Here is a 13,262-nt window from a genome sequence, read left to right as displayed (position 1 = left end):
TTTGAATGACAGATATTGAAATCTGTCATTCAAATATCTACTATTCCCACTCCCCCGAACCGGCACACCCCATGAAACACCGCACCCTGGGCCGCAGCGGCCCGCAGGTTTCCGCCCCCGGCCTCGGCTGCATGGGCATGTCGGACTTCTACGGCGACACTGATCGCAGCGAAAGCATCGCCACCGTGCATGCCGCGCTGGACGCCGGCGTCACCCTGCTCGACACCGGCGATTTCTACGGCATGGGCCACAACGAGCTGCTGCTTGGCGAGGCGCTGGCCGGCCGCCCGCGCGACAGCTACCAGCTCAGCGTGAAGTTCGGCGCCCAGCGCGGGCCGGACGGCGCGTGGCTCGGCTACGACGCGCGCCCGGCGGCAGTGAAGACGGCGCTGGCGTATTCGCTCAGGCGCCTGCGCACTGACTGCATCGACGTCTATCGCCCCGCGCGGCTCGATCCGAACGTGCCGATCGAGGACACCGCGGGCGCCATCGCCGAGCTGGTGCAGGCCGGCTACGTGCGCCATCTCGGCCTGTCCGAAGTTGGCGTGGAAACCATCCGCCGTGCACATGCCGTGCTGCCGGTGGCCGACCTGCAGATCGAGTACTCGCTGATCTCCCGCGGCATCGAGCAGGCGATCCTGCCGGCGTGCCGCGAGCTGGGCATCGCCGTCACCGCCTACGGCGTGTTGTCGCGCGGCCTGATCAGCGGCCACTGGGCGAAGGATCGCGGCACCGACGCGCGCGACTTCCGCCAGCACAGCCCGCGCTTCCAGGGCGACAACCTCGAACACAACCTGCAGCTGGTCGACCTGCTGCGCGGCTTGGCCGAGGCACGCGGCTGCAGCGTGGCGCAACTGGCGATCGCCTGGGTGCTGGCGCGTGGCGACGACATCGTGCCGCTGGTCGGCTCGCGCACCCGCGAACGCCTGGCCGAGGCGCTGGGGGCGCTGACCGTCACGCTGGGCGCGGACGACCTCGCCGCGATCGAGCGCGCCGTGCCATCGGATGCCGCCGCGGGCGAGCGCTACGCCGCCACCCAGATGGCGATGCTCGACAGCGAACGCTGAACCACCTTTCCGCTCGACGAGGAGATCCGACATGTACGCCATCATGGACATCACCGGCCAGGTCGGCAGCGCGGCCGCGAAATACCTGCTGGAGCGCGGCCAGCGCGTGCGCGGCATCGTGCGCGGCAAGGACAAGGCCGCGGCCCGAGCCGTGCGCGGCGTCGACCTCGCGGTCGCCGAGGGAGCGGAGGCACTGGCCGCGGCATTTGCCGGAACCGAGGGCGTGTTCGTCGCGTTGCCGGCCAGTCTCGCACCCGGTTCCGACTTCGCCGAATCGCGCGCCATGATCGCCGCACTGGCCAGCGCCCTGCGCAAAGCCACGCCAGCGAAAGTGGTGGCGCTGTCCTCCATCGGCGCACAGCACGCGCGCGACCTGGGCTTGCTCACTCCCCTGCACCTGCTGGAGCAAGCGCTGGACGCGCTGCCCCTGCCCCGCGCCCACGTGCGCGCCGCCTGGTTCATGGAGAACCTGAGCCGGCACGTGGTGCCTGCGCAACTCGAAGGCCATCTGGAAAGTTTCCTGTCGCCGCTCGATCGGGCGATACCGATGGTCTCCACCGACGACGTCGGCCGCACCGTCGCCAGCACGCTGGAGGAAACCTGGTTCGGTCGCCGGTTGATCGAGGTCGAAGGGCCGCGGCGCTACAGCCCGCTCGACATGGCGCAGTCGTTCGCCGCGGTGCTGGAGCACGACATCGAGACGACCGCGATACCGCGCGACCAATGGGCAACGCGCTTCGCTGACGAAGGCATGCCGGCGGACCGCATCGCCGGGCACGTCGCCATGCTGGACGGCTTCAACAGCGGCTGGATCGCGTTCGAGAAGCGCGCGACGGAACACGTCTGCGGCCGCATCCCGCTGGGTTACGTGGCGGACGAACTCGTCTGTGCCACGCTCGATGTGCTTGAATCGGCGGCATGAACGACTCCGTACTCACGCCCGAACGCATCCTTGCCGCTGCCGAAGACGTGCTGCGACGCTATGGCCCCGGCAAGGCGACCGTGGTCGACGTGGCGCAGGCGCTCGGGGTCAGCCATGGCAGCGTGTACCGGCATTTCGCCAGCAAGGCGGCGCTGCGCGAGGCGGTCCTGCAGGGCTGGCTGGCACGGTCGATGGCGCCGCTGCAGGCGATCGCCAACAGCCGCACGCCACCGCCGGCACGCCTGCGCCAGTGGTTCACCGCGCTGCGCCAGACCAAGCGCGACAACGTGCTGGGCGACCCCGAGCTGTTCGCCACCTACAGCGCGCTGGCGGCGGAGGCGGGCGACGCCATCGCCGAGCACAAGGCGCGCATGCAGCAGCAGATCGCCTCGATCCTTGCCGCCGGCGTGGCCAGCGGCGATTTCCGCCCGCTCGATCCACCCGCTGCCGCACGGGCACTGTTCGACGCCACCGCGCGCTTCCACTACCCGGGCCTCTCGCACCTGTGGGACCAGCCCGGCGAGGATGCCGCGTTCACGCAGCTGCTCGACCTGTTGCTGGCCGGCCTGGCCCCGGCGCCCGCTGCGCCACGGCGGCGCAAACCGGCGCGCTGAACGGCGTAACGCCGGCGCAAGCCGCTATAATGCGTGGTTTGTCGAATTCCCTCCCCGTGCCGGTGCTCCCGGCGGCGGGGCGCTCGCCTTCGGAGGTTGCATGAGCTCGCAGTACATCTACACCATGAACGGGGTCAGCAAGATCGTCCCGCCGAAGCGCCAGATCATCAAGGACATTTCGCTCAGCTTCTTCCCCGGCGCGAAGATCGGCCTGCTCGGCGTCAACGGCGCGGGCAAGTCCACCGTGCTGCGCATCATGGCCGGCGTGGACACCGACTTCCAGGGCGAGGCGCGCGCGCAGCCCGGCACCAAGGTCGGCTATCTGGCGCAGGAGCCGGATCTGAACCCGGACAAGACCGTGCGCGAAGTGGTCGAGGAAGGCGTGGCCGAAATCCTCGATGCGCAGAAACGGCTCGAAGAGGTCTACGCCGCCTATGCCGAAGACGGTGCCGATTTCGACGCGCTGGCCAAGGAGCAGGAGAAGCTGGAAAACCTGCTGGCCGCCAACGATGCCCACGCGCTGGAGCGCCAGCTCGAGGTGGCCGCCGACGCGCTGCGACTGCCGCCGTGGGATGCGAAGATCGGCCCGCTCTCCGGCGGCGAGAAGCGCCGCGTGGCGCTGTGCCGCCTGCTGCTGTCCAAGCCGGACATGCTGCTGCTGGACGAGCCGACCAACCACCTGGACGCCGAATCGGTGGACTGGCTGGAAAAATTCCTGCACGACTATCCCGGCACCGTGGTGGCAGTCACCCATGACCGCTACTTCCTCGACAACGCCGCCGAGTGGATCCTCGAACTCGACCGCGGCCGCGGCATCCCGTGGAAGGGCAACTACACCGAGTGGCTGGAGCAGAAGGACCAGCGCCTGAAGCAGGAAGCCAACCAGGAGAAGTCGCGCCAGAAGGCGATCGCCAAGGAGCTGGAGTGGGTGCGCTCGGCCGCCAAGGGCCGCCAGTCCAAGGGCAAGGCCCGCTTGGCCCGCTTCGAGGAACTTAACTCGGTCGACTACCAGCGCCGCAACGAGACCAATGAGATCTTCATCCCGCCGGGCGAGCGGCTGGGCCAGGAGGTGATCGAGTTCAAGAACGTCACCAAGTCGTTCGGCGACCGCGTGCTGATCGAGGACCTGTCGTTCAAGGTGCCGCCGGGCGCGATCATCGGCGTGATCGGCCCGAACGGCGCCGGCAAGTCCACCATGATGAAGATGATCATGGGCAAGGAGACGCCGGACTCGGGCGAGGTGAAGCTGGGCCACACCACCAAGCTCGCCTACGTCGACCAGTCGCGCGACGCGCTCGACCCGAAGAACAACGTGTGGCAGGAGGTGTCCGGCGGCTCGGACATCCTCACCATCGGCAACTTCGAGATCCAGTCGCGCGCCTACATCGGCCGCTTCAACTTCAAGGGCACTGACCAGCAGAAGATCGTCGGCAGCCTGTCCGGCGGCGAGCGCGGCCGCCTGCACATGGCCAAGACCCTGCTGCAGGGCGGCAACGTGCTGCTGCTCGACGAGCCGTCCAACGACCTGGACGTGGAAACCCTGCGCGCGCTGGAAGATGCCCTGCTGGAATTCCCCGGCTCGGCGATCGTGATCTCGCATGACCGCTGGTTCCTCGACCGCATCGCCACCCACATCATCGCGTTCGAGGGCGACTCGCACGTCGAGTTCTTCCCCGGCAACTACAACGAGTACGAGGCCGACAAGAAGCGCCGCCTCGGCGAGGAAGGCGCGCGGCCGCACCGGGTGAAGTACAAGAAGCTGGCCTGAGAGCAGGAGTGAGTGGAGAGGAGTGAGAAAAGAGAGATAAAGCGTCGACGAACCCGCCTTCTCTCGTTTCTCACTCTTCTTCACTCGTTTCTCGAACGGAGATCCCGATGCACTTCATGCAGTCACTGCAGCAAGCCTGGACCCGCAACGACTCGCTGGTCTGCGTCGGCCTCGATCCGGAACCGACGAAATTCCCCGCGCATCTGCGTGACACGCCCGACGCGGTGTTCGATTTCTGCCGCGCCATCGTCGACGCCACCGCCGACCTGATCTGCGCGTTCAAGCCGCAGATCGCGCATTTCGCCGCGCTGCGTGCGGAGGAAACGCTGGAGCGGCTGATCGCGCACATTCATGCGCAGCATCCCGGCGTGCCGGTGATCCTCGACGCCAAGCGCGGCGACATCGGTTCCACCGCGCAGCACTACGCCACCGAAGCATTCGAGCGCTATCGCGCCGACGCGGTGACCTTGAACCCCTATCTGGGCCGCGATTCGATCCAGCCGTTCCTCGATCGTGCCGACAAGGGCGTGATCCTGCTCTGCCGCACCTCCAACCCCGGCGGTGCGGATTTCCAGGCACTGGATTGCGGCGGGCAACCGCTCTACCTGCGCGTAGCCGAAACCATCGCCCGCGACTGGAATGCGCACGGCAACTGCGCGCTGGTGACCGGTGCCACCTGGCCCGAGGAAATCCGCCAGGTACGTGCACTGATCGGCGACATGCCATTGCTGGTGCCGGGTATCGGCGCGCAGGGCGGCGACATCGAGGCGGTGATGCACGCGGGCCGCACCCGCGAGGGCCTCGGCCTGATGATCAACTCCTCGCGCGGCATCATCTACGCCGGCTCCGGCGAGGACTTCGCCGCCGCCGCGCGCGCCGCCGCCAGCGAGCTGCGCGGGGCGATCAACCGCTGCCGCTGAGCGGCGTCACTCTCGCATCAGGACGCGAAGCGACCGGCAACCAGCGAAGAAAAGCGCCGGGACGCCGGTCAGCCGGTCGCCATCTTCGCCGCCTGCAGCGCCTTCGCCTTCAGGTCGAGCGTATCGGCCGCATCCAGCAACGCCCGCGCAAAGCTGCGCACCTCGGCCGGACGCAGGGCGTACCAGCTGCCGCCGGTGCTGGCCTCGCCCACGTTGCGTCCCGCGCGCGACACACAATGCGGCCGGAAAATCACCATGCCGGTCAGCGGCTCCGAACTGATGTCCGCAGACACGATCTGCAGGTGTGTGTCGTCTTCTTTCTTCACCGAAGCTCTCCCGGACGGACAGCCGTCTTCCGGACACTTTACGCCGCCGGGCATTCAGGGATTGTTGGCCGCCCCGCCAGCGAACCGAACCGACGGGAACCGGCGTCGACAGGCGCTGCCATATCCGGCGCGGCGTGGGCGCGCGCCGGTCGGACCGGCGCATGTGCCATGGGCGCTCCCGCAACCGATTGCCGAGCTGGCCGCACTGGCGGCCATGAGCGAACGCAGCTTCATGCGCCACTTCAGGCAGGCCACCGGCACCAGTCCGGTGCATTGGCTGATCGGCGCGCGAGTGGATCGTGCGCGGGAATTGCTGGAAAGCTCGACGCTCTCCATCGACGCGATTGCCGGGCAGTGCGGCTTCGGCAGCGCGATCACGCTGCGCCATCATTTCCGGCGCAAGCTGGCGATCAGCCCGGCGGCTTATCGGTCGCGCTTCGCGCAGACACGCCGCGGCTGAGCGGTCACGGGCACCGCCCCGCGCGGCTTCAGCGCACGTGGACCCAGTACACGCGGGTGCCGTTGGCACGATCCTCCGCACGGTGACCTTCGCGACCTTCCACCACGGTGCCCCAGTTTGAGCGCAGCGAACCCAGCACGATGCGGTCGATGCGCAGCTTCTCGCCGGCCTGGATGAGGAAGTTCGCCTCGATCACCATCACGCCCTCGCGCTCGAACACCAGGGTGGCGCCGCGCACCGCGCCCGCGCCCCAGCCGATGTGCAGTTCGCACGGTACCGGCGAGAACACACCGCGGTTGTCGAGGCTCCAGCCTTCGGTCTTGCCCAGCAGCGATTGCAGCTCCGGGTGGCTCCAATCGACGTTGTTGCCCGATGGGGGCTTGGCGTGATGGTTCATGAGCATGGCTCCTCGCACGCGTGGGCAGCCACCGGGAAGGCGAGGCTTCCCGGCCGGTCGGTTCCGCCATGCAGATGGCCAAAGCGTGGGCTCATGGCCTCGGTAACGGCAGGCCCGCCCGCCACTTGAGCGGCGCGTTCAGGCATCTGCTGGCGGCTGACCCGGAAACAGCACGTCGGTGTAGCCGAATTTGCTGAAATCGGTGATGCGCGAGGGGTAGAGGCGACCGATCAGGTGGTCGCATTCGTGCTGCACCACGCGCGCGTGGAAACCCTCGGCGGTGCGTTCGATGCGCTGGCCGCGCGGGTCGAGGCCCTGGTAGCGGATCAGCGAAAAACGGCTCACCGCGCCGTTCAGCCCGGGCACGGACAGGCAGCCCTCCCAGCCCACCTCCATGTCCTGCGACAGCGGGGTGATCACCGGATTGAGCAGGATCGTCTGCGGCACCTCGGGGGCGTCGGGATAGCGCTCGGAATGCTCGAAGCCGAAGATCACCAGCTGCAGGTCCACGCCGATCTGCGGCGCGGCCAGGCCCACGCCGTCGGCAGCGCGCATGGTCTCGAACATGTCCTTGATCAGCATGTCGAGCTCCGCGCTGCCGAGCATCGCCGGGGGCACCGGCGGCGCGATGCGCAGCAGCCGGGGGTCACCCATCTTGAGGATCTCGTGGATCATGCCTGCCTCGCTTTCGCCATGCCGACCATCCTGCCCGCGTCCACGTGAACGCGGCATGTGTTGCCGCGGTCGCGGCTGCCGTCAGCGGCCGAACACTTTCTTCAGCAGGTCAGTGGTGCGCGCGCCGGGGTTGGTCCGGATGGATTGCTCCTGCGCGCCGATCTCGGTGAACAGGCCGTCGAGGGTCTTCGCGGTGACGTAATCGTCCAGGTCCAGCGCCGTGCCGCCGTGCGTCGACTTGTCATGGTCGAGCGCACCCAGCAGGCCGCCCAGCGCACCGCTGCTGCTGCCGGACATGAACGCCTTGTATTTCTGGGTGACGCCGACGCTGTCGGTGGCCTTGGCGACGATCGGATGGATGCGCGCCGTCAGCGCCTCGCCGGCGACGCGGCGGAAGTAGTCGGTGGCTGCGTGGTCGCCGCCAGTGAGGATGCCGCGCGCGTCGTCGAGCGTCATCTTGCGGATGGCGTCGCCGAAGATCTCGGCCACCTGCGGCACCGCCTTTTCCGCCGCACGGTTCATGCTCAGCTCGAACGCGTCCACCTTGGCGCCCTGGCCGAGCTGGCGCGCCAGCTTGCCGGCCTGTTCCAGCTTGCCCGGGAGCGGGATGCGCACCTTGGCGTTGTTCCAGAAACCGCCGTCGCGGCCGAGGTTGTTGATCGCGCTGGTGGTGCCCTTGGCCAGCGCCTCCTTGAGGCCGGCGGCGATGTCGCTGCTCGGCAGGTTGCTGCCCTTCGCCGGCGTGGCGTGGGTGGATTGCCTGGCCTTGTTCAACAGGTCCTTGAACTGGCTGGCGTTGGCTGCGGGGGTGCCCGTGGCGAGGAGGAATACGGCCAGGAAACTGCAATGTGCCAGGACGCGCATGACGAACTCCTCGCAATCGACAGGGCGGCCAGTGTAGCGCCGCCATGCCTCCCGCAACGAAGCCGGGCGCGCCTGCCATTCGACCAATGGCTAATGCCGGCGCGCGGCTTCCGGGATTGACCCCCGCCGCCGGCAGGACGATTCTTGCGGCATTGCCGAGGAGAACCGCCATGCAAGTCGCCGTGCGCAGATCCGGTGTCGCCAGCAAGCTGGTATGGGCCGCCGTCGCCATCATCGGTGCAACCTGCCTCGGCGTGGTGGCGCTCAGGCGCGGCGAACCGGTCAACGCGATCTGGCTGGTGGCCGCGGCCATCGCGGTGTTCTCGATCGGCTTTCGCTTCTACGGCAAGTTCGTCGAGCACTCGGTGCTGCGGCTGGACCCGACGCGCGCGCCACCCTCGGTACTGCGCAATGACGGGCTCGACTACGTGCCCACCGACAAGTGGGTGGTGTTCGGCCATCACTTCGCCGCGATCGCCGGCGCCGGCCCGCTGGTCGGCCCGGTGCTGGCCGCGCAGATGGGCTATCTGCCCGGCACCTTGTGGATCCTGTTCGGCGTGGTGTTCGCCGGCGCGGTGCAGGACTTCATGATCCTCGGCCTCTCGCTGCGCCGCGACGCCCGCTCGCTCGGCCACATGCTGCGCGAGGAACTCGGCCCGTTGCCCGGCCTGGTGGCGATGATCGGCGTGCTGGTGCTGATGATGATCGTGCTGGCGGTGCTGGCGCTGGTGGTGGTCAAGGCGCTCACGCACAGCCCGTGGGGCACCTTCACCGTGGCCTGCACCATCCCGATCGCCTTCCTGATGGGCGGCTACATGCGCTGGTTCCGGCCGGGACGCATTCTCGAAGTGTCGATCATCGGCCTGATCCTGCTGCTGCTCTCGATCTGGGCCGGCAAGTTCGTGGCGGACTCGGCCACGCTGGCACCGCTGTTCGACATGGATGCCAAGGCGCTGGCCTGGTGGCTGATCGGCTACGGCTTCGTCGCCTCGGTGCTGCCGGTGTGGCTGCTGCTGGCACCGCGCGATTACCTTTCCACCTTCCTCAAGATCGGCACCATCGCGCTGCTGGCGCTGGCCATCCTGATCACCGCACCGGACCTGCAGATGCCGGCGGTGACGCGTTTCATCGACGGCACCGGCCCGGTGTTCGCCGGCGACCTGTTCCCGTTCCTGTTCATCACCATCGCCTGCGGTGCGGTGTCGGGCTGGCACTCGATCATCGCCTCGGGCACCACGCCCAAGCTGCTCGCCAACGAGGGCCAGGCGCGCATGGTCGGCTACGGCGGCATGCTGATGGAGGCGTTCGTGGCGATCATGGCGCTGATTGCCGCCACCTACCTGCACCCGGGCGTGTACTTCGCGATGAACTCGCCGAGCGCGATCATCGGCAGCACGGTGCAGGACGCGGCCACCACGATCAGCCAGTGGGGCTTCGTGGTGACGCCGGAGCAGTTGCTGCAGACCGCGAAAGACATCGGCGAAAACAGCATCCTCAGCCGCGCCGGCGGCGCCCCCACGCTGGCGGTGGGCATGGCGCAGCTGCTGCACAACATCATGCCCTCCGGCGGCCTGATGGCGTTCTGGTACCACTACGCGATCCTGTTCGAGGCGCTGTTCATCCTCACCACGGTGGACGCCGGCACGCGCGTGGGCCGCTTCATGATCCAGGAGATCGCCGGCCTGATCCACAAGCCGCTGCAGGAAACCGATTCATGGGCCGGCAACCTGCTGGCCACCGCGATCTGCGTGCTCATCTGGGGCTACTTCCTGTACCAGGGTGCGGTCGACCCGCTGGGCGGCATCAACACCTTGTGGCCGCTGTTCGGCATCGCCAACCAGATGCTCGCCGCGATCGCGCTGATGCTGGCCACCGTGGTGGTGGTGAAACTCAAGCGCGAGCGCTACGTGTGGGTGCCCGGCATCCCCGCGCTGTGGCTGATCATCTGCACGCTCACCGCCGGCTACCAGAAACTGGTCGGCCCGATCAGCTTCACCGCGGCGGCCAACAAGTACGCCGACGCCATGCAGCAGGGCCAGTTGCTGGCGCCGGCCAAGACCACCGCCGCCATGCAGCAGATCGTCACCAACAACTACGTCGACATGGTGCTCACCGGCCTGTTCATGGCGCTGGTCGTGGTGATGGTGCTGTTCTCCCTGCGCTCGCTGGTCAAGGCCTGGCGTACCAACCACCCGACCGCGCACGAGGAACCCTACGTGGCGCTGAGCAGCGTGGCCGGCTGAGATGAACGCGACGTTCCGGTCCGTGCGCAAGTGGGCGGTGCAAACCGCCCGCCTGTGCTGCGGCATCCCCGACTACGACGGCTACGTCAAGCACCTGCGCGAACACCATCCCGAGCGCAAGGTGCCGAGCTACGGCGAGTTCTTCCGCGAGCGCCAGGAAGCGCGCTACAAGGGTGGCGGCGGGCGCTGTTGCTGAGCGTCCGCGCGGCACGGCGTGCCGGCTTCAGGGTTTGCGCGCCACGACGATCTGGCTGATCGGCATGAACTCGTCCAGCTGCTGCTTGAGCTGCGCGCCCTGCGGCATGTCCAGCAGCGCCTGCCAGGCCGCGGTCCAGTGATCGAGTACCGGATGCGCGGGGTCATGCAGCTCCACCCGGCAACCCCAGAACAGCGCCCACCAGATCGACCAGAAAAAGCCGTGCTGGGTGTGCTCCACCACCACCAGGCCAGCCTCGCCGATCCATTGCGCGAACTCGTCGCGTCCGATCACCCGCAGTGCGCCACCGGGCAGCTCGCGGGACTCCGGCGGCAACACCTTTTCCTGCAGCGTCTCCTGCAGCGCGCCGGGCACGCTGAGCAGGTAGATGGCGCCGGATGCGCCGACACGGAACAGCTCGGCCAGCACCTGACGCGGGTCGTCGACGTGCTGCAACACCTCGGTGCAGATCACCCGCGTGGCGATGCCGTCGTCCAGCGGCAGCGGGTTCGCGTCGCTGACCAGCGCGGTCTGCGTGCCGCGGCCCTCGACGCTCAGCCGGGCGCGCACCTCGCGGATCACCTGCGGCTCGCGGTCGACGGCGTAGACGCGGGCACCGTGGCGCGCGCAGAACACGCTGTTGACGCCGGCGCCGCAGCCAACGTCCACCACCACGTCACCGGCGCCGATCGGCACGCCGCGGAACAGCTCGCCGCTGTCCTCGCGATACCAGCCGCCGAGTTTCGCGTCGCGCAGGCCGACCGCCGACGGGCCATGCGGCGCGGGCTCGTCCACGGCGGTGGAATGCTCGACGGGATGGGGCATGGCTGGCCTCCGGAACGGGTAAACGAAGAGTGGGGCACGCGCGCATCCTCCACGAACGAACCCGGTGCGCCACCCGGTCCGCGCAGTGTGGCACTGCGAAGCGTGCGAGGCATGCCGCCGGCACGCGCCGGACCGGCGACAATTCCGGCCGCTCCCCCCCCCCCCCCGCTGCCACCCGATCTCCGCCTGGCCACGGCGAGTTCTTCTGCGAGCGCAAGGAAGCGCGCTGCAAGGGCGACGGCGGGCGCTGTTGCTGGAGGAAGAACCCAGTCGGGTCCCTTGTATCGGAAACCCCGGCAGACCCGGCACCTATTCCGACTCGCGTCAGCGGAACAGGACTCCGGGCGTATCGAACGATGCCGCCCTGCGCTGGATCAACTCCGTCTTGATGACCCGCTCCAGGTCATCCGCAAACCCGCGCATGGCACTCTCGCTGCCGAAGGAGGCGGTCATGGCGTTTCTACGGGTGCCGGGCCCGCCGGCCAGCGCTTTCGCCACCACGACGCTTCCGACATACGCGTTGAACTCCTGCTCAAGCCAGCGGCACACGATCGCCGTTTCCTTGGCCTGGATATAGTCATTGGCGACGTCAATACGCGCCGATGATCGCCCCGACCATTTCGGCGACGGCGGATACAGCCCCTCGACCGCGGCGCTCCCCGGGCGCGCCATGCTCCTCGCAGTTCGTTGGTCGCGCCCGGCTTGCCGGTTGACCCAGGCTGCGGGTGCGGTGTCGTTGGCCGTGTTGGTCTCCCCACTCCAGGCAGGGTCGCCCAGACGGGACGGATGGACGAACGCACGCTGGAAAGTGAAGTGCTTGCCATGTGCCGTTGGAGTCGGTGCCTGGTACTCCGTCCCCATCAGGTCGAGCATCATCAGTCCCATCATCCAGGCACGGGCATTGCGCATCGGCTCGGCTATGAACATGACGGCAGACAGCAGCGGCAAGGCCGAGATGGTGTCAGTTGCACCAGCCGTCTGCGGGGCCGAGGCCTTCTGCGGAGCCTTGCGTTTCGACTCGTCGGGGTTCATGTCGACTGTCCAGCGCGTACCCTTCGCCTGGAGTCCGCCGCCGGTTCTGGGGGCGGTTCCCTTGAGCACGCCGCGCAAGGACGCCGCGATACGCTGCGACCAGACGACACCTTCCATGCCGGAGACCGTATTGCCTTCGTGCATGAACTTGCCGAACTCGCGATAGCTCGCACCATCGGCCCGATTCCAGATGGTGCCGGCGCGGGCGTCGGTGCCCGAATAGCCGACGTCACACATGTAACACCCATCGGCGAAGCCGCCACTGCGTCCGTCCTTGATCTTGTGGATCAGGCGACCGGCGATGGAAAAGTACAGGTCCTGCGACCGACGGCTTGCCGCGGCCTGCCAAGCGCCGGCGTAACTGCCGTACCCGCCAAGGACGTAGGGATCAGCCTGGGAGCCGCTCCCCGGAGGCGCGCTGGCACCGGCCTGCACGGCACGGGCAGCGGCATCCACCCACTCCAGCAGCGTCGAGCCGGGAATGTACAGGCTGTGCTGTTGTCGGCGTCCGGTGCTCCAGTCGGCCAGGTAGTCCACGTCGATAGCGAGATGGTCGAACATCCGTTTGTCTCCCTTTTGTCGTTCCAACAGGTGCCGGCAAGCATGCTCCGGAACTCGCATGGACTGCTCGAGTCAGAGCGGCTCCGGTCCGGGGTTGCCGGGCGCTTGTCCGTTCGTGCCGGGCTGAGTCGGCGCCGCCATGCTTCCCCCGAAGCGGCAGCCAGCGACGACCGTAGCCAATCACGACCAGCACCGACATCCGCCCGCTCAATGCAACACATCCCAAGCTCGACCGGAAAAAAGACAGGCCGACCCGAGGCGCCACGTGACCTCGGCAAGCGACCGCCCCACCGGGGGTGAGCAAGTGCTACAGGGTTGGATGATCCTCGTCGGCTGTCAAGATCGCACACAGCTCCATTTCCGCGAACTCGTGCCATCACGCACAGGCGGCC

General features: G+C 68.0%; 14 protein-coding genes. 8 read left to right on the top strand and 6 right to left on the bottom strand.

Translation table 11 applies throughout. The features are described 5' to 3' along the window. The first annotated feature begins 71 nt into the window (after positions 1 to 71). The 5 genes from ACVCMC_RS00340 (at position 72) to pyrF (ending at position 5,291) form a co-directional block, all read left to right on the top strand. Positions 72 to 1,067 (top strand): aldo/keto reductase, encoded by a 996-nt coding sequence (locus ACVCMC_RS00340; protein ID WP_447098280.1) that lies wholly within the window; start codon positions 72 to 74, stop codon positions 1,065 to 1,067. A gap of 31 nt (positions 1,068 to 1,098) precedes the next feature. Next, a complete protein-coding gene (locus tag ACVCMC_RS00335; protein ID WP_447098279.1) occupies positions 1,099 to 1,989 on the top strand; it encodes an NmrA family NAD(P)-binding protein in 891 nt (296 codons plus the stop codon). After that, the gene (locus tag ACVCMC_RS00330; protein WP_447098278.1) at positions 1,986 to 2,603 is read left to right on the top strand and encodes a TetR family transcriptional regulator; all 618 of its coding nucleotides are present in this window, start codon (positions 1,986 to 1,988) and stop codon (positions 2,601 to 2,603) included. Before ACVCMC_RS00335 ends, ACVCMC_RS00330 begins: the two co-directional genes overlap by 4 nt. A gap of 100 nt (positions 2,604 to 2,703) precedes the next feature. Beyond that, on the top strand, positions 2,704 to 4,371 hold the full coding sequence (gene ettA, locus ACVCMC_RS00325) for an energy-dependent translational throttle protein EttA (RefSeq protein WP_447098277.1): 1,668 nt from the start codon (positions 2,704 to 2,706) through the stop codon (positions 4,369 to 4,371). A gap of 107 nt (positions 4,372 to 4,478) precedes the next feature. Next, positions 4,479 to 5,291, top strand: a complete 813-nt coding sequence (pyrF, locus tag ACVCMC_RS00320; RefSeq protein WP_447098276.1) for an orotidine-5'-phosphate decarboxylase — start codon at positions 4,479 to 4,481, stop codon at positions 5,289 to 5,291. 68 nt (positions 5,292 to 5,359) lie between these two features. Here the strand turns inward: pyrF and ACVCMC_RS00315 are convergent, their stop codons facing one another. Beyond that, positions 5,360 to 5,617, bottom strand: coding sequence for a hypothetical protein (locus tag ACVCMC_RS00315; RefSeq protein ID WP_395119932.1), 258 nt, complete (start codon positions 5,615 to 5,617; stop codon positions 5,360 to 5,362). Between ACVCMC_RS00315 and ACVCMC_RS00310 the strand changes: the two genes are divergently transcribed. Continuing rightward, positions 5,547 to 6,077, top strand: a complete 531-nt coding sequence (locus ACVCMC_RS00310; RefSeq protein WP_447098275.1) for a helix-turn-helix domain-containing protein — start codon at positions 5,547 to 5,549, stop codon at positions 6,075 to 6,077. The two genes, ACVCMC_RS00315 and ACVCMC_RS00310, sit on opposite strands and share 71 nt — an antisense overlap. A gap of 28 nt (positions 6,078 to 6,105) precedes the next feature. Here the strand turns inward: ACVCMC_RS00310 and ACVCMC_RS00305 are convergent, their stop codons facing one another. The 3 genes from ACVCMC_RS00305 to ACVCMC_RS00295 all read right to left on the bottom strand — a co-directional run bounded on the left by ACVCMC_RS00305 (position 6,106) and on the right by ACVCMC_RS00295 (position 8,013). Further along, positions 6,106 to 6,474 carry a hypothetical protein gene (locus tag ACVCMC_RS00305; RefSeq protein ID WP_395119934.1) on the bottom strand — a complete coding sequence of 123 codons (369 nt, stop codon included), beginning with the start codon at positions 6,472 to 6,474 and terminating at the stop codon, positions 6,106 to 6,108. A gap of 138 nt (positions 6,475 to 6,612) precedes the next feature. After that, positions 6,613 to 7,149 (bottom strand): peptide deformylase, encoded by a 537-nt coding sequence (def, locus tag ACVCMC_RS00300; RefSeq protein ID WP_395119935.1) that lies wholly within the window; start codon positions 7,147 to 7,149, stop codon positions 6,613 to 6,615. An 81-nt stretch (positions 7,150 to 7,230) separates the two neighbouring features. Then, a complete protein-coding gene (locus ACVCMC_RS00295) occupies positions 7,231 to 8,013 on the bottom strand; it encodes a DUF4197 domain-containing protein (RefSeq protein ID WP_447098274.1) in 783 nt (260 codons plus the stop codon). Between the two features lie 170 nt (positions 8,014 to 8,183). Here ACVCMC_RS00295 and ACVCMC_RS00290 point away from each other — a divergent pair, with 170 nt between their 5' ends. Both ACVCMC_RS00290 and ACVCMC_RS00285 read left to right on the top strand, forming a co-directional pair. Beyond that, positions 8,184 to 10,256, top strand: a complete 2,073-nt coding sequence (locus tag ACVCMC_RS00290) for a carbon starvation CstA family protein (RefSeq protein WP_447098273.1) — start codon at positions 8,184 to 8,186, stop codon at positions 10,254 to 10,256. Between the two features lies 1 nt (position 10,257). After that, on the top strand, positions 10,258 to 10,452 hold the full coding sequence (locus ACVCMC_RS00285; protein WP_395119938.1) for a YbdD/YjiX family protein: 195 nt from the start codon (positions 10,258 to 10,260) through the stop codon (positions 10,450 to 10,452). 27 nt (positions 10,453 to 10,479) lie between these two features. Here ACVCMC_RS00285 and ACVCMC_RS00280 read toward each other — a convergent pair whose 3' ends face one another. Together ACVCMC_RS00280 and ACVCMC_RS00275 are read right to left on the bottom strand one after the other, a co-directional pair. Then, complete coding sequence (locus ACVCMC_RS00280) at positions 10,480 to 11,277, bottom strand: class I SAM-dependent methyltransferase (RefSeq protein ID WP_447098272.1); 798 nt, start codon at positions 11,275 to 11,277, stop codon at positions 10,480 to 10,482. Between the two features lie 324 nt (positions 11,278 to 11,601). Continuing rightward, on the bottom strand, positions 11,602 to 12,870 hold the full coding sequence (locus ACVCMC_RS00275) for a hypothetical protein (RefSeq protein WP_447098271.1): 1,269 nt from the start codon (positions 12,868 to 12,870) through the stop codon (positions 11,602 to 11,604). Positions 12,871 to 13,262 lie beyond the last annotated feature (392 nt).

This window comes from Rhodanobacter sp. UC4452_H20 (genome assembly GCF_052978205.1).
Note: the sequence above shows the minus strand (reverse complement) of the source record. Positions and strands in the feature narration are given on the sequence as shown.